The following is a 22,891-nucleotide window of genomic DNA, read 5'->3' as shown; positions in this document are numbered from 1 at the left end:
TAACTGCCATTATTAAGAATAATATGATACTATCTCTTTTATCTATGAACATCAACTATAACAGTATAGCTAGCATAAAACAAACATTAAAAGAAAAAAAAATCGCTCCAAGAAAATTGTGGGGACAAAACTATCTAATAAACGGAAACATAAGGCAAAAAATAATAGAAAGCTTGGACATAAAAGAAAATGAAAAAATCTGGGAAATTGGTCCAGGACTTGGCGCAATGACTGAAATTCTATTAAAAAAAACTAATCTTTTAACCGTATTTGAAATTGACTTAAAATATTCAGAAATATTAAATGAAAAATTTGGAAAATTAAAAAACTTTAAATTGATAAAAGGGGATTTTTTAAAAAAATACAAAAACGAAAATCAAAACATTGATAAAATATTTTCAAATTTGCCATACAATATTGCATCAAAAGTAATATCTAAATTAATTGAAGAAAACTTTTTAAAAGAAATGGTATTCACAGTGCAAAAAGAATTAGCCGACAGAATAACTGCAAAAATAAATAGCAAAAACTATTCTTCATTTACAGTCTTAGTACAATCACACTTCAAGGCAATTAAAATATTAGATATAGGAGAAAACAATTTTTATCCTGCACCTAAAGTTAAGTCTACAACACTAAAATTAATTCCTAAAAAAAACAACATAAAAGACTTCAAAGAATTCAACAAGTTGATTAGAACTGTATTTTCAAGTAGAAGAAAGAAATTAAAAAACACTATTATTAATTTCGTCGCAAATAAAGCTACTTTGAGAGCAAATTTTTTAAAAGAATATTTAGACAAAAGGCCTGAAAACATTTCTGTTGAAGAATTTATACAAATTTCCAACACTTTAAATGCTTATCATTAAAGCACTTGCAAATACAATCTCATCAACAGAGCAGCCCCTTGAAAGATCGCTAATGGGCTTGGAAAATCCTTGTAAAAAGGGGCCGTAAGCTTTAGCAAAAGCAAATCTCTCTACTAATTTATAACCAATATTGCCTGCATCTAAATTGGGAAATATTAAAACATTAGCGGAGCCCGCTACTAAAGATTTTCTACATTTTTTCTCTGCAACATCTTTTATTATAGCTGAATCAAGTTGAAGCTCTCCATCAATAAGCAACTCACTCTCTTTATTCTTAACAATATTTAAAGCATTCTTTACTTTTTCAGTTTCTTTAGCACTAGAAGACCCTTTTGTTGAAAAGCTTAAAAGAGCAACCTTGGGCTTTGCATTTAAAATATCTTTAAAAGATTTAGCACTTTGCAATGCAATTTCTGCAAGCTCTAAAGAATCGGGATTAACTACTACAGAACAATCTGCAAAAAATAAGATTCCATCATGTCCAAAACAAAAATCAACATTACGAGCAATACTTAAAGTATCCATAATCATAAAAGATGATATAATCTTAACACCTTCCAACTTGGGGATTATTCTTAAAGCATTAGACAAAACCTTAGCAGATGTTGAAATCGCTCCACAAACACAAGACTTAGCATAACCAAGTCTTACCATAAGCATCGCAAAAGTAATTTCATCTAAAACTTGGGTCTTTAAACTTTGCTTAGTAGCTCCTTTTGATTTTAGCAAACTCCAATATTCATCCAAATACATTTCAATATCTGAAAAAGAATTTGGATCAACAACTTCTATTCTTTCTAAAATATCATTACAATTAGAAAATTCTTTTAAAGAATTAATAATAGGATCTTTTTTGCCTATCAAAATAATAGAATCTGCAAGATTTTTTTGCAAAACAATAACAGCTGCCTTTAAAATTCTAGAATCAGCACTTTCAGGAAAAACTATATTAGCCCTAGGCTTATTCTCTTTTGCGAATATTCTTGCCTTCTTGAAAACATAATCTTTTAAACAAAACACCTTATAAAAAAGAATATAACATAAATTGACAAATGCATAAAAAAAGACATTTTTATTTAAAAATGTCTTTTTTATACATGATTTTCAATTACAAAATTTAATATTTCTTATAGAATTCTTAAAATTTCTTGTACAACTTTAGCTGAATTAAAAGCTGCTAATTTAGCAAATTTACTATATTCAACTTCATTTCCTTCTCTATTTACAATGTCAGATATTGACCTAATAACTATAAAAGGTACATTAAACATATGAGCAACATGCCCTATTGCTGCGCCTTCCATCTCAACAGCTATTACATCTTTAAAGTTTCCTATAATTTTATTAATATAATTTGGGTCAATAAACTGGTCTCCTGAAACTATTAATCCTGAATATGCATTAGAGTCTCCAACCTTTGATTTAACAGCCTCTGTGGCTTTCTTGATCAAATTCTTATTGGCAATAAATTTTTGAGGCAATCCCATAAGCTGTCCCACCTTATGTCCAAATTTAATCAAATCAACGTCATGATATGCAACCTCTGAAGACACTACCACATCCCCAACTTTAATATCTTTGTATTTAGCACTAACAACACCACCAGCAACTCCAGAATTAATTACATGACTTATATTATATTTTGACAAAATATAACCAGTCCACACACCCGCATTAACCTTGCCAATCCCACAAACAACAGCCATAACATTGCGATTAGACAACTTTCCCTTTAAAATCTTTTTATTAAGATTATACTCCTTAAGCACTATTTCTTCTTTATTAGACATAAGCTTACTTATCTGCTCAAATTCAGAATCCATAGCGGTTATTATTAAAACATTGACATTTTTAGAAAAAGCAACATACCCGTTTGAAAAAACTAATAAAAAAAGAAAAAATTTTATTAAACAATTATTCATAAACTTGCACTCCTTATAAGTAAAAAAATACTTATATCATTATTTTACAAAAAAAAGTCAAAACCAGATTATTTTTGAAAGAATTTTCGCCAAAGAAATTGAAAAAAAATATCCTATCCGTATTACAATATTAATAGTTTAAAAAAAGGGGAAATTGAATGAAAAAAATGAATCTAATTACAGCTGCTCTACCCTATGTTAATAACATACCTCATCTTGGAAATTTAGTTCAAGTACTATCAGCTGATGCTTTTGCAAGATATTCGAAAATGTCAGGAATTGAAACTCTTTATATCTGCGGAACAGATGAATATGGAACAGCCACAGAAACCAAAGCCTTAATTGAAAAGACTACCCCTTTAGAACTTTGCAATAAATATTATGAAATACATAAATCAATTTACAAATGGTTCAATATTGAATTTGATATCTTCGGTCGCACGACTAACAAGCACCATCAAGACATTGTACAAAATTTTTTTCTACAATTAGAAAAAAACGGTTATATTAAAGAGCGAGAAACTGAACAGTTTTTTTGCAATAAAGATTCAATGTTCTTAGCCGATAGATATGTAATAGGAGAATGCCCAGAATGCCAAAGCATGGCTAAAGGAGATCAGTGCGACAACTGTTCTAAGCTTCTAAATCCAACAGACCTAATAAATCCAAAATGCATAATTTGCAAAAATGCACCTATTTTGAAAAAAACCAATCATCTTTATTTAGATCTTCCCAAAATAAAAACAAAACTTGAAAAATGGATAAAAAATCCAGATACTAACAAGAATTGGAATACCAATGCCCTTAAAATGACAAAAGCTTTTTTAAGAGATGGCCTTAAAGAAAGAGCAATTACAAGAGACCTGAAATGGGGAATTCCTGTGCCTAAAAAGGGTTATGAAAATAAAGTATTTTATGTGTGGTTTGATGCTCCAATAGGATACATTTCAATTACCAAAAACATTGTCAAAAATTGGAAATCTTGGTGGAAAAACAATGATCAAGTAAATCTTGTACAATTTATTGGGAAAGACAATATATTGTTTCATACAATTATATTCCCTTGCATAGAAATTGGAAGTGAAGAAAATTGGACAACATTAAATCAACTCTCATCAAGCGAATACTTAAATTACGAAAATCTTAAATTTTCAAAATCAGAAGGAACAGGAATTTTCGGAAACGATGCTATTACCACAGGAATCCCTTCTGATATTTGGAGATTTTATATTTATTATAACAGACCTGAAAAATCTGATTTTCAATTTATGTGGCAAGATCTCATGGAAAGAGTAAATACAGAGCTTATTGATAATTTTTCAAACCTTGTAAACAGAGTATTAACATTTCAAAGAAAATTCTTTGGAGATGTAATAGAAACAATAGAAATTCAAAATAAATTTTGGAGACAAATAACACCAAAATATAGTAAAATACTAAATCTTTTTAAAAAGACAGAACTAAAATCTGCACTCAAAGAAATACTTAAAATTTCGTCCCTTGGAAACAAAATATTTCAAGATAACGAACCATGGAAAAAAAAAGACAGCTCTCCACAAGAAGCAAAAGAACTAATCTCAAACTTAATATACCTAATCAGAGACTTATCTATTTTAATGATGCCATTCATTCCCGAAACAAGCAAAAAGATACAACAATTCTTTGGCAACAGTTATCAATTTTCAACCAAAATTCTTGGAACTAAATCGGGAATTAAAAAAATTGAATTCACAGAAATATTATTCAATAAACTAGAGCAAAAAAAAATTAATAATTTAAAGCTAAAATATTCAGGAGAGAAAAACATGAAAGAAAAAGAACAAGCAGAAAATCTGCTTATAGAAAAAGAACAGCCAGAAAACTTGTTTAGAGAAAAAGTGCTCTTAAGAGTTGTAAAAATAAATAAAATAGAAAGGAATCCCGAAGCTAAAAACTTATTCATATTAAAACTAAATGATGGAACTAACAAGGACAAACAAATAGTAAGCAGCCTTGAGGGGCATTACACAGAAGAAGAGCTTTTGGGAAAACATATAATAATAGTAGATAATTTAAAGCCTGCAAAGTTTAGGGGAATAAAATCAGAAGGAATGCTAATAGCTGCTGAGGACAAAAATAAAAATTTTAAAGTTCTAATTGTAGAAGATTCAATCCAAAATCCTATTGCTGGAGAGAGAATAATACTTGAAAACGATCAAAACAAAGATCTTACCTATCCACCTAAAATTGACATAAATAAATTTTTAAAAACCAATATAGTAACAGAAAACGGAGAGCTTAAAATAAACGGGATAAATTTAATATTAGAAAATTCTAAGCACAAAATTTTGTCTAAAGATATTCCAAACGGAACAGTTTGCTAAGATTAATGACTATTAAAAAAATAAAAACAAAAGAAATGGAAGAAAATTATCTTCAAAGCGAGCTGTGGGCATTAATAAAAACAACAAAAAACAACAATTGGAAAGCCTTAGCATTTGAGAGCGATGTTCTTGGTAAAATTGTTGTAATGCAAAGAAGATTGTTTAAAAATTTTTATTTAGCATACATTCCACATCCAGAATTCTCAAACAAAACTCTTGAAAACATTAATATTGATACAATCAGTAAAAGCATTAAAGAATTTAGCATTAAAATAAAACCTTACTTACATAAAAATACAATTTTTTTAAGATTCGATTTAATGTATTACTATCAAAGAACACTAAATGACAAATACTTTCCACTAAAAATTAAAATCAAATACCTAAAAAAATCATTTGATGACATACAACCCTCAAACACAATAATATTAAACTTAAATAATTCCCTTGAGAATATTTTGCTTAACATGAAAAAAAAAACAAGATACAACATAAAGCTCAGCACAAAAAAAAATCTAAATATAATAATGGACGATGAATTTAAACATTTAAATGAATTTTACAAACTTTACAAAGAAACTAGTAAAAGAGATAAATTTACTATTCACTCAGAAGAATATATACAAAACCTCATTAAAATATTCAAACAAGACAAAAATGCACAAATAAAATTGATAATTGCATTTTACAACAACATAATTATTTCTGGCATAATAGTTGGAATTTACAAAGAAAAAGCAGTCTATCTTTACGGGGCTTCAAGCAATGAATATAGAAATTTAATGCCCAATTACGCAGTGCAATTTAAAGCAATACAAATCTTAAAAAAATTAGAAATAAAAGAATATGATTTATTAGGAATTCCCCCAATTGCAAATAAAAAACACCCCTTATATGGTCTTTATGGATTTAAAACAGGATTTGGAGGAAATATTATTCACAGAATTGGCTGTTATGATTTTACTTACAAAAATTTTATTTATAGGATTTATGCAAATCTTGAAAAACTCAGATACTTTTATTACAAAGTAATAAGGAAAAAAATTTAATCAAGCATATTAACCAAATTTTTGAATTGCAAGCCTCTATCAAACTCATTATTAAAAAGCTCAAAAGAAGCACTAGCAGGAGAAAATAATACAATGTCACCTGGAATTGAAATTTTGAAAGAATAATTTACTGCATCTTTTAAAGAATCAAATACAAAATATTGTATGCTACTTTTTTCTAAAATCTTAATAATTTTTAAAGTTGCACTACCTTTTATTAAGATCCAAGTTTTCACAATATTTATTATCTTGCTAAAACTTGAAAAATCAAGCTCTTTATCGGTTCCCCCAACAATTAAATTAATGTGGTTATCATGTGTTTTTAAACTTTTAACAGATAAAACCGTAGACTCAGGAATAGTTGAAGCTGTATCGTTATAAAACATTACGTTTTGAACTAATCTAACAAACTCTAATCTATGCTCAATGCCTTTAAAATTATTTAAAATTTGAGACGCATGATTAAGGTCTACATTTAAATAATGCGAGGCAAAAAAAGCAATAAACTTGGGGATCATAAAAACAACTTGGGACTCAGAAAAACTTCCAATCAGGTTGTCATTAAAATATACTTTGCCTTTACTGCAATAAAAAATATCTTGATTAAAATCACAAGAATTGGATTCGGAAAATAAAATAACTTTGGCTTTTGATTTAAATTTTGAAAAATATTTGGAATAAGCCTTATCCTGAATAATCACAATTCCTGAAGTTTGATTTACAAAAATTTTTGACTTATCGATAATATAGTCATCAAAATTTAAATAATAGTTTTGATGATCGTTGTAAACATTTGTAATAATGCTAAGAATAGGATTAAAATTATCTAAAGATTGCAATTGCCAAGAAGAAAGCTCTAAAATCACAGGAGATCTTCCATCAAGTTGATCAAAAAAACTCAAAGGAGACACGCCAATATTTCCTCCAAGTTTTGCTTTTGGATATTTTTTTTTCAAAACCTGATACAAAAGAGACACAAGAGTCGATTTACCTTTAGTACCTGTTACAGCTATTATAGGATTTTTGTTAAATATTAAAAATAAGCTAATATCTGTTTCAACTCGTTTTGCAAACTTTAAATATTTGTTATTGGGCTTCACACTGGGATTTTTCACAACAATATCAGCATTTTTAAAATCGTTTATATCATGCTTACCTAAAACATACCTAATTTGATTATTTAAATCTCTTAAAGAATCAATACTTAAAGCTAATTCTGCCTCACTTTTAAGATCAGTAATTACTAACTTTGCCCCATGCTTTAATAAAAATCTAGAAAGAGCTACTCCTCCTCCATTAATACCCAAACCCATGACTAAAAATTTTAAATTTTTAATTTCGTCTAAGCGCACAATAAGATTATATCAAACCTACCAGCCTGTTTTAATAGATTTAATCCACCTTTCACTATAAAAATAAGGAAGAGAAATAGCAAGTTTGATTGCATCCTCAAGAGCTGGAATAAAAACAATAATTTCAAAAGGCAAATTTGTATAATTTGCTAAAACAAAAGCAATAGGAATGGTATAAACAAAAGTTACAGAACCTTCCATTATAGCGCCAAAACTTGGAGATGCTCCCGCACGAAAAAATCCAAAAAGATACTGAAACGCAAGAGCCATAAAAAAGGCAGAAACAGAAGAATACCTTAAAATAGTTCCTATAAGTTGCGAATATTTCAATGTATAAAAAATATAAGGAGCAAAAAATGAAAACACAAACAACGCAAAAGATGTTAAAAAAGCAAGTTTTAAGCCAATTTTACCTAAATAAATTGCAACTTTCATGACTTCTTTTTTACTATTATGCATTTCATAGCCCATCATAATATTTAAAGAAATACAAAAGGAATTAATTATATTAAAGATAATAAAATAAACAGAAAAAGATATGCTGTAAGCAGCATATCTATGAATATCAATTCCTATAAAAATTGACGTCAAAACAAGATATCCAAAAAACCAAATAAAATCATTTAAAAGGATTGGAATAAAAAATTTAATTAACTGAACAAACAGCTTAATGTTAATATTTAAATCATTAAGCTTAAGGTTTAAAATTGACTTCTTGTTAAACACTGTATAAACAAGATAAACAATAAGCTCAAAGGCACGAACAACTGTTGTTGCAATAGCAGCTCCAACGACACCCATATGAAAAGCAAAAATAAAAATGTAATTTAATATAAAATTCAAAAAAACTGAAAAAACAGAAATGTAAACTTGAAATTTAACAATTTCAACAACCTTAAGAGCATTAGCAACAAGCCCTTTTATAATTGCAAATACAAAAGAAAAAATAGCTATGTTTAAATATATAGCCCCATAATAAACTGCCTGTGCATCACTAGAAATCAATCTAAGTAAAAAAAGGGGGCTCACTCTGGAAATAAATACAAACGGGAAAGAAAATAAAATAATAGTAAATATACTAATAAAAAATGTATTTCTAAAGCTCTTAAAATCCCCCTGATTATATTGCCTTGTAGCTATTATATTGTAAGCCCCTACCATAGCAAACCCAATAGTAACAAACAGCTCAAAAAATTTATTTGCAAGAGAAACTCCTGCGACAGGATAATCACCAAGATATGCAACCATAGCATTATCTGTAAGGGAAATAAAATTAAATAAAAAAAACTCAATAGCAGTTGGAATTGCAATTTTTAGAAGATCTTTATAAATTTTATCTTTTTTTGATGCACTTAATGAATACATAAACTTCTCCAAATAAAAAATCAAGATTTTTTAAAGACAAATACCAGAACCTACAATAAAACAAAAGAAATTGCTTTTAAATCAGTATTCGGAATTAATTTTGGATTCACTAAAATCATTAAAATTTTTATTAACACTAAATATATCACGCTACCCCTCCCATACTCAAACAAGCTCTTCATACTCAATCTCGCGTATCCAATCATCGTGAAAAAATTCAATTATGATAAACACATTCTTAATGATCTCTTCCAGATTTACAACAAAAACCACTATTGGCAAACTTAAATTTGTATAAAACACTAATAAATAAGCAACTGGGAGCGTATAAAAAACAATTACCCCCGATTCAATAAAAAAACAAACATTTGGTACGCCACTAGCCCTAAAAACCCCAACAAGAACTTGTGCTGTAAAGGCCTTAAAAACTACAATACTTGCAAAAACATAGATAAACACGCTAACAAGTTCGGGAGAATCTAAATTGCTAAAAATATAAGGTGCAAAGCCCGATATTCCAATAAGCAAAATAACTACAAAAATACCTAAAAGAAATCCCAAAAAAGATAAAAAAAATCCAACCGATCTGACATGTTTCTTATCATAAATCATTAAATGCCCAATAACAACCCCTGTTGCTAGCCCCATGCCATGAAGCAACACAAAGCAAATGTCAAAAAGATTTGATGCAATAGCAAATGAAGCGTATTCAATGCTCCCAACACGGGCATAAAATGCATGTAAAATAGTTATACTCAAAACCCAAAAAATCTCGTGAGACAAAACGGGTATAATCAGTTTTAAATTAGCCCTAGTAACTACCTTTGAAACAAAAAAATCACTAAACTTAATCCTATAATATGAATTACTGTTTATCAGACTATATAAAAAATAAAAAATAAACTCAACACTTCTAGCAAGCAAAGTAGCATATGCAGCACCTTTTATTCCCATGCTAAAACCAAAAATAAAAATATAATTAAAAATAATATTTATTAAAACAACAATAAAAGTAACATATAAAGGTATTTTTACTTCTTTAGCACTTTTAAACCCCATAGCCGATAAAAAAGAATATGCCATTAAAACATAGGACAATGAAATAATTTTTAAATACTCTGATCCAAAATTTAAAGAATTCTGATTAGCTGTAAATAGTTTGATAATGTTTTTTGGGAAAAGAAATGAAAATATAAAAAAAATTATTCCTATTGTAGTTCCAATTGATAATATATAAGCAAAAGATTGTCTTATTTGAAGAAACTTCTTTTTTGCAATTGCTTGGGACACGTAAGCGCTTAAAGCTGTACCAAGTCCAAACACAATAATGAAAAAAAGAAAAGTTACTCTATTTGCTAAAGAAACTCCTGTAACGTGAAAAGAACCCAAATAGGAGATCATGAAATTATCAAAAAAAGTTACCATTTGAAATAAAAGCGATTCAAAAGCTGTGGGAATAGCTATAATAAAGAGCTCTTTTATTATCTGATCATAATTTTTAAACTTTTTGATCATATTTCTTGTATACAATCTCCTTTATTTATTACTTTTAACTAAATTTAATCTAATCTATAATGTATAGATATATATATTTAGAATTAACTATTAATTATACTAAAATATATTATAATTAAATAATATGAAATCTATTCATGTTTTATTATTCCTATTTATTAACCTATCTTTGTTGGCCAACAACATTTTAAAAAAAGATTTAAAAATACTGCTAAATATTACCAAGACAATGAATAAAGAGTGCAAAAATTTTATTGAAAAAAATCCTATTCAGTTCTTAAAAGAAATAAAACCTTTAGTAGATGCAGAAAAAAATAACCTCTTAACTCTAATAAATAAAAAAATACCAATTCCTGTAGATTATAAAATACCTGATCTGGTATATGTTAATGATTTTAAAGATCTTGAGAATCTTGGAGCAAAGAATATTAAAGTAAGAAGAATATTAATTAAAGATTTAATTCAACTAATAAAAGATGCAAAAAAATTTGAAATTGAAATTAAAATTAAATCCGCTCACAGAACACAAGAATACCAAAAATTTTTATTTGATTACAATGTAAAAACTTATGGAAGAAAAGTTGCAGAAGCTCAATCAGCAATTCCGGGCCATTCTCAACATCATATGGGAACAGCAATAGATTTTATAAATATAGATGATAATTTACTAAACACAAAAGAAGGAAAATGGCTTTACGAAAATTCTCTAAAATATGGATTTTCCATTTCATACCCAAAAGGATATGAAATAGAAACTGGATATAAAGCAGAGCCTTGGCACTATTTATACATAGGACCTAAACCATGCTCTATTCAGAAAAAATATTTTAATAATTTACAACATAAACTTCTTGAATTCTGGAACCATAACAAAACAATTCTTATTGAGCTAATTGAAAAATACGCAAGCTAAATACTTCTTCCGACATTTAAATAAGAACAAAAAAGATTATCTAGCAAATCAATATCAAGCTTGTCGTAAGCAGAATTATCATAAAAAAATAAGTCAAGTTCTTCCCTGATCAATACTATGACATCTCTGTCATCAACAAAATTAGCTATTTTTAATTTTAAATATCCTGCTTGCTCAAGTCCAAATAAATTGCCAGGCCCTCTTAATCTTAAATCTTCCTCTGCTATTTTAAATCCATCCAAATTTTCTTTTATAGTTTTTAATCTAAATTTTCCAGCGCTTGTCAAAGGCTCTTTATAAAGCAAAAAGAAAAAGGATTTTAAATTGCTTCTACCAACACGACCCCTAATTTGGTGCAAAGTAGAAAGTCCAAAGCGCTCAGCATGCTCTACCACCATACAAGTTGCATTTGGACAATCAATTCCAACCTCAATAACACTAGTAGCCACTAAAATATCTACTTTTTTTAAATAAAAATTTTTCATAATTTCTTCTTTTAAATCAGATGGCAACTTAGAATGAAGCATGTCTACAACATATTCGCCAAATACTTCCTTCAATTTTAAACACATATTATTAACATCTTTTAATTCAAATTTCTCTGAAGATGAAATTAATGGATAAACAAAATAAACCTGATGGCCCTTTAAGAGCTCTTTTCTTAAAAACTCATAAACTTTATCTTCATTGCCATGCTTTGCTAAATAAGTAGTAATAGGCAAACGGCCCTCAGGCAAGGTTTTAATAAAAGAAATTTCAAGATCACCAAAAAGCGTTAACGCAAAACTCCTAGGAATAGGCGTTGCAGACATTAAAAGCATGTCTACACCTTCTCCTTTGTTTTTAAGCTCTTCTCTTTGGACAACTCCAAACTTATGCTGCTCGTCAATGATAACATATGCCAATCTTTTAAATTCTGTGCTTTCATAAAAAATAGCATGTGTCCCAACTATTAAGCCGGAAGTTCCATTTCTAATATTTTCCAATGCCTGTTCCTTATCCTTCTTTTTTAAACTACCAGTCAAAAGAGTGACTGAAATGTTAAAAGACGACAATATGTTGGATAAATTATCATAATGTTGACGAGCCAAAAGATCAGTGGGCGCCATAAACGCCACCTGATATCCCGCTTCAATTAAAGGTAAACCCGAAAGGAGGGCAACAAGGGTTTTGCCGCTCCCAACATCACCTTGAAGCAATCTATTCATAGGCTTAGAAGAGTTAAGATCAAAGAATATCTCATCAACAGAAATTTTTTGATCTTCTGTAAGTTCAAAAGGCAAACTTGAAACAACCCTTTCAAGCAAATCTTTTGATAAATTCCTCTTTTCTCGAAAAAGAACCTTAGAAGATCTATATCTTGAAAAAAACTGAAGCAAAAAAATTTCTCTGTAAATTAAAGTTTTTTTTGCCTTTTCAAGCATTTCTAATGAACTTGGAAAGTGAATCTCTTTTAAAGCATCGCTTAACGACAATAAAGAATACTTTTCTATTAAAAATTTAGGAATATCTGTTTGGCCAAACTTTAAAAAATATTCAAGAGCTTCCCTTACATATAATGAAATCTTCTTTGATGTTAATCCCTCTGTCAAAGAGTAAACCGGAAGAATTTTTTTAAACCTTTCAGGCTTATCACTATAAACCTCACTGTCAAAATTAGAACAACTCCATAAACCACTATAATCGTTATAAGTAAATTTAGAATAAATATAGAATTTTTTATCTATTTTAAAAACATTTTCTAAAAAAGCCCTATTAAAAAGCAGAATTTCAAAAGGCTCATCATTTACACTTCTAGCTGTTAACTTTAAATTTTTTTTAGAACTATCACCAAATTTTTTATGCCCCACAACAGTAAACACCGTCATCATATCACAACTTTTCACCTTAGAAAAATCCGGAAAAGTTTGCATATTTTGACGATCTTCATATTTTACAGGAAAAAACTCAATAAGATCTTTAACATTAAAAATTTGTAAATTATTTAACCTTTCAACCCCTTTCTCACCAAGACCACTTATATCTTTAAGCTCATATTCAAACTCATGTAAAAACATTTTAATCTCCTAAAAAGGCAAATATGTTCCTAAAACTCTAATAGCAAATACAACTTGTTCAATAATAATTATAAATGCTACCATTAAAGCACTCCCAACAATCAAACGTAAAGCGTAAGACATATGCTTATCAGTAATTACACCACTTATCCTAGTAGATAAAGGAAGTAAAAATGAATCGACTGTTTTTAAAAAATCTGAGCCTTGGAACAAATTCAAAAGCAACAATACTAATCTCAACAATAAAAAGAAAACTATAGCAATAAAAATGCTTCTAAATATCCCCCAAACTTCAACAATGAATAAAATAATAAATGTAGAAAGCTTATAATTCCCATAAGCTAACATTCTTTCAAAAATAGTTAAAGTTATTAAAGCTGCAATTGGAGAAAAATCAAACATACCAAATGTAAAAAAAGGAATTTTTCTGAAAAAAGATAAAAATGGTTCTGTGACATTATGTATAAATCTGAAAAATACATTGGTATTAATCCCTGAAGACACAAGCCAGCTAAGAAGGATTCTAATTAAAATTAAAATCCTATAAATCTGCAAAAATACCATTAAAATTTCTATTAAAACAATCAATACAGCACCTCCTAATCAACCCAAACATCTTCAACTATCACACACTTTCTTAACTTATCAAGCTTGTCCTCATCTGGCACAAAATTCAAAATTGAATTCATTTTTAATTTTAAATCTTTGCCATTTTCCCTTAAATAAAAATAAACATTTGAAAATCCAGAATTGTCCTCAAAATTACTTATACTTTCCTTTAAAGAATTAAGTAATTGTAGGTCATTTAATTTATTATTTAAAAATTTAATATGAATATTATTTATTTTATCTTCGGAAAGTCTCTCAATATTTACAACTTTTTCAACTACAATTGAAAATTTGTCTCTGTTAAACGTAAGCCTGCCCACAACCCCAATAACATTACCTTCAAGCAAAAAATTTTTATACTTTTCATAGCTTTCTGTAAAAATTACAATATCTATTGCGCCTTTAAAATCTTCTATAACCCCAAAAGCCATTTTTGCATTATTTCTTTTAGTTTGAATAACTTTTACTGAATTTAAAATGCCAGAAAATTGGACAATGCTATCTTTTTTGGCAGCAAGATCTTTTAAAACATTTAAATTGGAAAAACTATCAATTGCCTTTTTATAAGGATCCAAAGGATGCCCCGACACATAAAATCCTAAAAGCTCTTTTTCAAATCCTAAAAGCTCAGTATAAGAATATTCTTCAAAAGTTTGATAATTAAAACTTTGCCGAATTGGATCTTGACTTTCAAGGGCACCAAATAAACTATTTTGACCAAGTTTTTTATTATTTTTATCTTCTGAAACAACTTCAATCAAACGATCAAGATTTTCAAACAAGGTTTTTCTATTTTGATCCAAACTGTCAAAAAGTCCAGATTTTATTGCAGATTCTAAAAATTTCTTATTAATTACTTTATCATCTACGCGTCTTATAAAATCTTCAAAAGAACTATATTTGCCGTTTTTTTCTCTTTCATCAATTATTAAATCAACAACAATTCCTCCAAGATTTTTAATCCCATTAAGCCCATAAGAAATTCCAGAATCGGTTACACGAAATTCCCTAAATGATCGATTTATATCGGGTTTGAGCACGTTTATACCTATAGCTTTTGACTCTTCAATGTAATAAGAAAGCTTATCATTATTATTAATTTCATTAGTCAAATTGGCAGCCATAAAATATTCAGGGTAATTGGCCTTAAGATAAGCGGTTTGATATGCTATTAAAGAATACGCAGCTGCATGCGACTTGTTAAATCCATATCCCGAAAAAGGCTTTAAAAGTTCAAAAATTTCACTAGCAATTTCTTTGTCATATCCTTTCTCAATAGCCCCTCTTAAAAAGTCGACTTTCATTTCATTCATCTCGTCTTCTTTCTTTTTGCCCATAGCACGTCTTAAAATATCAGCTTTGCCAAGAGAAAAGCCTCCAATTATTTTTGCAACTTCCATTACTTGTTCTTGATAAACAATAACCCCATAAGTTGGCCTTAAAACCTCCTTTAAATCTGGATGAGGATATTTAATTCTCTTAACACCTTTTTTAGCAGCAATAAATTGAGGAATAAATTGCATAGGGCCTGGCCTATAAAGAGCATTTAAGGCTATTAAGTCTTCAATGCTATCAGGCTTTGCGTCTTTTAGAATTTGCTGCATTCCTTCAGATTCAAACTGAAAAACAGATGCACTTCTTCCTTCTCCTAGCATCTTAAAAGTCTTAACATCATTATCTGGAATATTTTTTATTTTAAAATCTGGATTTACACTTCTAATAAGATTTTCTGCATTTTTTATTAACGTCAATGTTTTCAAACCAAGAAAATCCATCTTAACAAGCCCACATTCTTCAAGCAAATCCATTGTATATTGAGTAGAAACAGAACCTTGCTTATAATCCTTATAAAGGGGCACATAGTCGGTTAAAGGGGTTTTAGAAATTACAATTCCTGCAGCATGAGTTGAAGCATGTCTATTCATTCCCTCAAGAACCAATGCAGCATCCATTAACTCTTTATAAACAGGCTTGCTAGTAAAATACTCTTTTAAAGAATTGTCATCTAAAACCTCTTTTAAAGAAACTTTAGGCCCATCAGGAATAAACTTAGTAAGTTCATTTGATTCAGCAAATGGAATATCTAAAACTCTAGCCACATCCTTAACTACAGCCTTAGGCTTTAAAGTTCCAAAAGTAATTATTTGAGCTACCTTATCTTCTCCATATTTATTGGTAACATATTTTATAATCTCATCTCTGCCTTCAAAACAAAAATCAATATCAAAATCAGGCATAGAAATACGCTCAGGATTTAAAAATCTCTCAAAAAGTAAATTATACTTTAAAGGATCAATATCAGTAATTCTAAGGGCATAAGCTACAATTGAACCAGCCCCAGAACCACGCCCAGCTCCAACAGGAATATCGTGATCATGAGCAAATTTAATAAAATCCCAAACAATCAAAAAATAGCCTTCAAAACCCATTCCAATTATTACGCTCAATTCATAAAAAGCCCTATCTTTTATTTTGCTTGTCAAAGTTTTATATCTAAATTTTAACCCTTCAAGAGTGAGATGTTCCAAATATTCACCAAGAGTATTAAATTCAACAGGAATTTGATAATCAGGCAAAATAGGGCCTGGAAAAGTTATTTTAAAATCATCACACTTTTCTGCAATCCTTACAGTATTTTCTAAAGCTTCAGGCAAATCATTAAAAAGTTCACACATTTCTTCTTGAGATTTAATATAAAATTCATTGGTTTCCATTTTTAATCTATTCTCATCACTTTTCTTAGCCCCAGTACCAATACAAACAATGATGTCTTGAGCAGCTGCATCTTCTCTGTTCACATAATGAGAATCATTGGCTACTGTTAAAGGAACTCCAAGCTCCCTAGAATACTCAACCAACCTTTCATTTACAATGTCTTGATCTTTAATGCCGTGCCTTTGAAGCTCAAGATAAAAATCATTACCAAAAACTTTTTTAAACCAAAGAATTTCATTCTTAGCATCTTCAAATCTATTGGCCAAAATAAGTCTTGGAATAAGCCCCCCAATGCAAGCTGAAGTACAAATCAGGCCTTCTGAATATTTTTCAAGATCCTCTTTATCTATCCTTGGACGATAATAAAACCCTTCAAGATAAGAAATACTTGTTAACTTTAATAGGTTTTTATAACCCAGCTCATTTTTGGCAAGTAAAATTAAATGGTAAGACATTTTCCCAAGATCATCCTGTTTTTTTAAAAACTTAGAAGTTTTTGCCATATAAGCTTCAATGCCAATTATTGGCTTAATTCCTGCTTTTTTAGCTTCTTTATAAAATTTAATAGCTCCAAAAAGATTACCATGATCCGTTAATGCAATATGCGACATATTACATTTTTTTGCTTTTGAAATAATATCTGATATTTTTGCAGCTCCATCCAAAAGAGAATAATCTGAATGAACATGAAGATGAATAAACCTAGCCCTAAAACTCATACCTAAAATTATTTTATCAAAATAAAACTTGATTTTTAACAAACCTTAGTCAAATAAATAAAAATTTAAAAAGCCATAATAATTTTTAAATCTCTAATTTAAATTATTGCAACAAATCTTATCAAAATAATCAAAAAATAAATAATCAAGAAAAAATACTAATTCCTTGATTATCCAATTCAATTACCATCTTTTTAATGTGCTCAAGTTTTCTAACAATTTCTTCAGATAAACTTTCAGCTTGAGACAAAAAATCTTTAGCTTGCCTTAAACCGCTGTCATTGCGATTTTCTACCCTAAATATAATCAAAATTTCAGCTGCAAACTTATTAATGTTTAAATAAGGAATGTATACTTCTTCCCACAACTGCCTGATAGAATCATTCTTAGGAGACAATCCTTTATAAAACAATCCAAACCCATGTTTAGAAGCATCTGTTTGAATGAATATTGACCTTTGTCCCTCAACAAGTAATCTCAAATTATTAATCCAAGAAAATTGTTCTGAGAGAATAAATTCTAGCTCCTTTAAAAATTCATCATTAGACAGCATAAAAGTATCAGAGCTAATCAAAGAATCACAGTTTCTTGTATAATAAGCCATATTAGCATCTATACTCTCAAGATTTTCAATCAAAGAAGAAAATTCCTCTTGACTTCTTGAAAAACGTTTGAATATGCTCTCAAGATAATTAAGCTGTTCAAGAATCTCGGCAAAGAACTTATCAATATCAATCTGCAAATCTTTAAGGTTATGAGAAATTAAATCTTTAGAAACCTCTTCAATTTCCTTTACAGAAATCATATTCATAACACCTTTTGCCTGATCAGAAAGCCGCTTGATCTCATCCGCAACAACAGAAAATCCTTTACCATATTCTTTAGCTCTTGCAGCCTCAAGCTTTGCATTAAGAGAAATCATATTGGTAGCACCCAGGAAATTACTTATTGTTTCCAAACTGCCCTGAATTCCAACAATAACAGAAGATATTTGATTTAATTTTTCCTTATTATTTTTACCAAGATCACTAAAAATAACGCTTATTTGATCACGAGCATTATTTGTCATCCCAACAAGAGTGGAAAATATCTGATCAAAATCTTCTATTCCAGAAAACAAAATTCTTTGTAATGATTCAAATCCTACTTTTAGAGTAGAAAAGGAAGCTTTGGTATGATAAAATCCCTTTAGCATTTCCTTAACAGGAACTTTATATTCATAAGTACTTAAATCTTTTTTGTCATTATTGACATCATTTAAAAGATTTAAATCAACAACTTGTTTCTTTTTTTTTAAAAACGAAAATTTTTTCATAAAGGGATTCTACCATAAAAATTTTTTTTTGAATAGAGCAACAAGTACTTAATTTGACATATTATTACAACTTCAATATCAAATTAAATACACCAATAAACAAAAAAATATTTTTACATTTAAATGGTAAAAATTAACCATTTTGAAATAAATTTAAGATTTCATCTTAAACCATAAAACCATCTAAAGATACAAATCATTCTCCTCATTTAATAAAATTTAAAACTAATTTTAAATTAAATTTACTTTCTCTTTACCCAAGAGTAACGCCCACTAACCTCATTATACTCAAAAAGAACATCTCTGTAAGAAAAAAAACATAAAAAAATATCTATAAACTCTTCTAATTTAGCCTTAACTTTTGGCAAGTTAAAATCATTATCAAAATTAAAAATATCATCTGATTCTGCTTTAAATAGTTTGTCATCTTGCTTGAGAATAACTTTTTTGGGTTGCCAAAAAAGAACGTTGGTTTTTTTGTCCTGAAGAAAAAATCTATTAAATTCATAATCAAGATCAATTTGATCCGTTTTTGCTTCAATAATCCCAATAATAACACATTTTTCATGATCAATTCTTTTAATCAAAACAGCATCTGTAAGCACAACTCTCTCGCCAACTTCAAGAGCAAACTGCTCTTCTATCTCATATTGCTTATTAAAAGGAAGATTTGCAATTTTTCTGAAAAGATTAAGAAGTATATACTTGGTACTCATCTCTTTATTGCTTATTCTCAGACAAGGAATCTTCATTCTATACTTAAGCTCATCAAAAAAATATTTAACTAACCTTTTCATTAGAATTGTTTTTCTAATGTCTTCTTCTTTCATTCAACCCTCCTAATAAAAATTGCCAAAAATTAAAGCTATTATACAAATATAATAAAATCCGAATCTTATTAAAAAAATAAAAATATTTTATTATTATACTAATTATAATTAAATCATTACCTAAAATGAAAGGGAAAATTATGTTAATCAAATTTATGTTCTCAAATATCAATCTAATATTAATAATCAGTATGACTTTATTTAAAATATTATTAGAAATAATATACCGAAAAATATTATTAAAAAAAATAATTTACAGTACCAACACATTAAATACCCAAAAAAAACAATATAAAATAATTATTGTCTTTATTTTAGCTTTAAATCATTTATTACAAAGTTTTTTAGTAAATGCTCTTATTAATTTATTCAACAATTTAATAACTCTTACCAATAACTCTCTTGGAAACTTAACAGACTTAAATTACAATATATTATCTGCAATACTAATATCTAGCATAACTTGGCTTGCATTTAGCTTACCCAAAGTAATAAACGATATAATCTATGAAAAAAGACCATTTAATTTAACAATAGCTAATGCTTTTTTTGACTTTTTAATAATAATATTGCTAACCACATTATCTAAATTATTTTTAAGCTACAAAATTTTGCAATTTGAGAATACTACAAACATTGATTTTGAAAACCTGCCTACTCATTAGATAACTAAATAGACACTCAAATGCAAGCTTTAATTAACCCCATAAAAAGCTTGGCTGGATTTTCTATTCTTGTAATAAGTTCTGGATGAAACTGGCAAGCTACAAAAAATTTATTTTTAGGAATTTCTATTAATTTTGCCATTTTAAAATCACTTGAAAATCCAGATACTATAAGTCCATTTTTTTCAAATAAATCTATATAATCATTATTAACTTCATATCTATGTCTAAATCTTTCAATTATCCGGTCTTGGCCATAAAGCTTAAAGGCTATTGTATTCTTTTTAAGAATAACAGGATATCCCCCAAGCCTCATTGTAGCACCTTTGTCTTTAATTCCCTTTTGCTCAGGAAGTAAATGAATAACAGGATTTTTTAAAGATTCGTCTTTTGCTAAATTTTCCTCTGTATCAGCATCAAGTATTCCACAAACATTACGAGCAAATTCTATTACAGCAAGCTGTAAGCCAAGACAAATTCCAAGAAAGGGAATATTATTCTCACGAGCATATTTAATGGCCATAATTTTACCCTCATATCCTTTACCTCCAAAGCCGCCAGGAACAATAATGCCGTCAAATTCCTTTAAACGGTTTTCATTCAAATCATTAGAATCAATTATGGTACTTTCAATAAGCAAATCTAAATTAGCTGCAACATGAACCAAGGACTCTCTAATTGATGCATAAGAATCATCAAGTCCAGCATATTTACCACAAACAGCAATATTAATGATTTTTTTAGGCGCAAAAAAATTAGATTTTATAACTCCTACAAGCTTTGAAAGCTCTTCTATTTTTGGATCAACCTTAATATTTAACTTAGAGCTTAAAATCTTATGTACACCTTGTTTGTAAAAAGATATAGGAATTTCATAAATAGTAGAAACATCAACATTGTCAATAATAGAAGTACTCTCAACATTACAAAACATTGCCACTTTTTTTCTGATTTGATCTGTCAATACTTGAGAGCTTCTAGCAATAATTAAATCGGGGAAAATACCTGCTTTATTTAAGGTTTTAACACTCTGTTGAGTAGGCTTAGATTTTTGTTCATTAATTCCGGCCGGGCTTGGCACATAGGTTAAATGAATAAAAGAAATATTGTCACTTCCAATCTCTTGTCTTATTTGCCTTACTGTCTCAATAAATAAAATATTTTCCATATCTCCTACGGTTCCACCAATTTCAATTATTAACATATCGCTATTCTCAGAACTTGCAATCTGAAAAATTGTAGACTTGATCTCATCAGTAACATGGGGAATAAGCTGAACTGTTCTTCCCAAATATTTACCCTTTCTTTCATTTTCAAGTATCTTTTTGTATATTTTGCCCATTGTAATGTTCCAACTAGACTTAGCATTAAGATTTAAAAACCTCTCGTAATGACCAAAGTCCATATCAACCTCTCCTCCATCATCAAGCACAAAAACTTCTCCGTGCTCAATAGGATTAATAGTCCCGGGATCAGTATTTAAATATCCATCACATTTAATTGGAGTAACTCTAAAATCATATCTAAACAACCTTGCAATACTTGCCGATGTAACTCCTTTGCCAATTCCAGAGATCACTCCACCTGTTATTACTAAAATCTTTAAGTTTTTTTTCATGTATACCCCAAAATTAAACCTTTAAATTTTAATCCAATTAAGTTTACGCTTAAGAAGAACTCACAAATTATGATAAAACATTAAACTAAAATAAAAAATATTAATGCTTAGCTACAAAGCTATTTCTAAGACATTGTTTTAAATTTTTCAAACTATTTTAATTATAATTAACAAAACAATATAATGACCCTTTGGTTAAATAGTAATAATTAAACATTGCCAAAAAAACTAAAAATCCAAGAATAGCAAACAAATTGCTTTTTTTTCTAATACTGCCAAACTCTACTATCTTAAAATATGAAGCTAAATATAAAAAAAATCCCAAACTATAAACTATTTTAAAAAATAGGTCACCTAAAAATCTATCAAAAGAAAAAATTAAATCTGAAGAACATGGCACATATTTAAAACCCCAATAAAGAAAAGACGTGAAAAAAAACAATAATACAATGACCCCTAAAAAGAATATCAAAACCTTAACAAAAGGATGCGTTTTAAAAGCTATTCTAAAAAACATAAAGATTGGAAAAATAGATAAAAAATTAAAATATCGAAAAAATAAAAAATCAGAAAAATATCTTAATTCTAAGAATGTAGTACCTTCACCTCTTAAAAAGAATGCACTATCTAGGAATAAAAAAATATTAACCCCTAAATAATAAATAATTATTAAAATCAAAGGTAAAGCAAATAAATATTTAATTAAATTGAAAAAATAATGCTCAAAAGTTGAAACGGGCAAAGATAAATAAAGAATATTTCTAAACGGATCGTGAATTACTTTGTAATAATCACACATGGTAAAAATTGATATAATCAAGGTTAAAATAAAAATTTTAGGAGCAAAAAATTTTAAAAAATCAGTTGCTGAAAAATTAAAATAAAATCTAACAAGCAAATAAGATATAAATATCATTCCTAAAATTTGAATTATTAATAAAGTATAGAATTTTCTATTGTAAACAAAATCAAAATAAAATAAATTCAAAAATCTTTTTAAGCTAAACATCTTTTA

The 22,891-nt window shown here is 28.4% G+C and carries 17 protein-coding genes; 5 read left to right on the top strand and 12 right to left on the bottom strand.

Features of this window, described 5'->3' with window-relative positions:
* Positions 1–23 precede the first annotated feature (23 nt).
* The gene (rsmA, locus tag QIA22_RS03505; protein WP_301611807.1) at positions 24–869 is read left to right on the top strand and encodes a 16S rRNA (adenine(1518)-N(6)/adenine(1519)-N(6))-dimethyltransferase RsmA; all 846 of its coding nucleotides are present in this window, start codon (positions 24–26) and stop codon (positions 867–869) included.
* Here rsmA and pta read toward each other — a convergent pair.
* Together pta and QIA22_RS03495 are read right to left on the bottom strand one after the other, a co-directional pair.
* On the bottom strand, positions 852–1,889 hold the full coding sequence (gene pta / locus QIA22_RS03500) for a phosphate acetyltransferase (RefSeq protein ID WP_301611806.1): 1,038 nt from the start codon (positions 1,887–1,889) through the stop codon (positions 852–854). The genes rsmA and pta overlap by 18 nt on opposite strands.
* A 107-nt stretch (positions 1,890–1,996) precedes the next feature.
* On the bottom strand, positions 1,997–2,791 hold the full coding sequence (locus QIA22_RS03495) for a 5'-methylthioadenosine/adenosylhomocysteine nucleosidase (protein WP_301611804.1): 795 nt from the start codon (positions 2,789–2,791) through the stop codon (positions 1,997–1,999).
* 158 nt (positions 2,792–2,949) lie between these two features.
* On the opposite strand from QIA22_RS03495, the gene metG reads away from it, so the two are divergent.
* Together metG and QIA22_RS03485 are read left to right on the top strand one after the other, a co-directional pair.
* Positions 2,950–5,154, top strand: coding sequence for a methionine--tRNA ligase (gene metG / locus QIA22_RS03490; protein WP_301611802.1), 2,205 nt, complete (start codon positions 2,950–2,952; stop codon positions 5,152–5,154).
* 5 nt (positions 5,155–5,159) lie between these two features.
* Positions 5,160–6,203, top strand: a complete 1,044-nt coding sequence (locus QIA22_RS03485; RefSeq protein WP_301611800.1) for a lipid II:glycine glycyltransferase FemX — start codon at positions 5,160–5,162, stop codon at positions 6,201–6,203.
* On the opposite strand, the gene murD is transcribed toward QIA22_RS03485, so the two are convergent.
* The 3 genes from murD to QIA22_RS03470 form a co-directional block, all read right to left on the bottom strand.
* Positions 6,200–7,555, bottom strand: a complete 1,356-nt coding sequence (murD, locus tag QIA22_RS03480; RefSeq protein WP_301611798.1) for a UDP-N-acetylmuramoyl-L-alanine--D-glutamate ligase — start codon at positions 7,553–7,555, stop codon at positions 6,200–6,202. The genes QIA22_RS03485 and murD overlap by 4 nt on opposite strands.
* A gap of 18 nt (positions 7,556–7,573) precedes the next feature.
* Positions 7,574–8,920 (bottom strand): MATE family efflux transporter, encoded by a 1,347-nt coding sequence (locus QIA22_RS03475; protein WP_301611797.1) that lies wholly within the window; start codon positions 8,918–8,920, stop codon positions 7,574–7,576.
* Between the two features lie 165 nt (positions 8,921–9,085).
* Complete coding sequence (locus tag QIA22_RS03470) at positions 9,086–10,435, bottom strand: MATE family efflux transporter (protein WP_301612204.1); 1,350 nt, start codon at positions 10,433–10,435, stop codon at positions 9,086–9,088.
* A 124-nt stretch (positions 10,436–10,559) separates the two neighbouring features.
* Between QIA22_RS03470 and QIA22_RS03465 the strand changes: the two genes are divergently transcribed.
* The gene (locus tag QIA22_RS03465; RefSeq protein WP_301611795.1) at positions 10,560–11,348 is read left to right on the top strand and encodes a M15 family metallopeptidase; all 789 of its coding nucleotides are present in this window, start codon (positions 10,560–10,562) and stop codon (positions 11,346–11,348) included.
* Here QIA22_RS03465 and recG read toward each other — a convergent pair.
* The 5 genes from recG to QIA22_RS03440 form a co-directional block, all read right to left on the bottom strand.
* The gene (gene recG, locus QIA22_RS03460; protein WP_301611794.1) at positions 11,345–13,405 is read right to left on the bottom strand and encodes an ATP-dependent DNA helicase RecG; all 2,061 of its coding nucleotides are present in this window, start codon (positions 13,403–13,405) and stop codon (positions 11,345–11,347) included. The two genes, QIA22_RS03465 and recG, sit on opposite strands and share 4 nt — an antisense overlap.
* 9 nt (positions 13,406–13,414) lie before the next feature.
* Positions 13,415–13,993 carry a YggT family protein gene (locus QIA22_RS03455; RefSeq protein WP_301611793.1) on the bottom strand — a complete coding sequence of 193 codons (579 nt, stop codon included), beginning with the start codon at positions 13,991–13,993 and terminating at the stop codon, positions 13,415–13,417.
* An 11-nt stretch (positions 13,994–14,004) separates the two neighbouring features.
* The gene (dnaE, locus tag QIA22_RS03450) at positions 14,005–17,490 is read right to left on the bottom strand and encodes a DNA polymerase III subunit alpha (RefSeq protein WP_301611791.1); all 3,486 of its coding nucleotides are present in this window, start codon (positions 17,488–17,490) and stop codon (positions 14,005–14,007) included.
* 103 nt (positions 17,491–17,593) lie between these two features.
* Complete coding sequence (locus tag QIA22_RS03445) at positions 17,594–18,763, bottom strand: methyl-accepting chemotaxis protein (protein WP_301611790.1); 1,170 nt, start codon at positions 18,761–18,763, stop codon at positions 17,594–17,596.
* Between the two features lie 242 nt (positions 18,764–19,005).
* Positions 19,006–19,593: a hypothetical protein gene (locus QIA22_RS03440; RefSeq protein WP_301611789.1), complete on the bottom strand. Its 588-nt coding sequence runs from the start codon at positions 19,591–19,593 to the stop codon at positions 19,006–19,008.
* A 140-nt stretch (positions 19,594–19,733) separates the two neighbouring features.
* Between QIA22_RS03440 and QIA22_RS03435 the strand changes: the two genes are divergently transcribed.
* Positions 19,734–20,258, top strand: coding sequence for a DUF1761 domain-containing protein (locus QIA22_RS03435; RefSeq protein ID WP_301611787.1), 525 nt, complete (start codon positions 19,734–19,736; stop codon positions 20,256–20,258).
* A gap of 16 nt (positions 20,259–20,274) precedes the next feature.
* On the opposite strand, the gene pyrG is transcribed toward QIA22_RS03435, so the two are convergent.
* Together pyrG and QIA22_RS03425 are read right to left on the bottom strand one after the other, a co-directional pair.
* Positions 20,275–21,876 carry a glutamine hydrolyzing CTP synthase gene (gene pyrG / locus QIA22_RS03430; RefSeq protein ID WP_301611786.1) on the bottom strand — a complete coding sequence of 534 codons (1,602 nt, stop codon included), beginning with the start codon at positions 21,874–21,876 and terminating at the stop codon, positions 20,275–20,277.
* Positions 21,877–22,033: 157 nt separating this feature from the next.
* Positions 22,034–22,885, bottom strand: coding sequence for a hypothetical protein (locus tag QIA22_RS03425; protein ID WP_301611784.1), 852 nt, complete (start codon positions 22,883–22,885; stop codon positions 22,034–22,036).
* Positions 22,886–22,891 lie beyond the last annotated feature (6 nt).

Source organism: Borreliella kurtenbachii, from assembly GCF_030437945.2.
Taxonomy (GTDB): Bacteria; Spirochaetota; Spirochaetia; order Borreliales; family Borreliaceae; genus Borreliella; species Borreliella carolinensis.
Note: the sequence above shows the minus strand (reverse complement) of the source record. Positions and strands in the feature narration are given on the sequence as shown.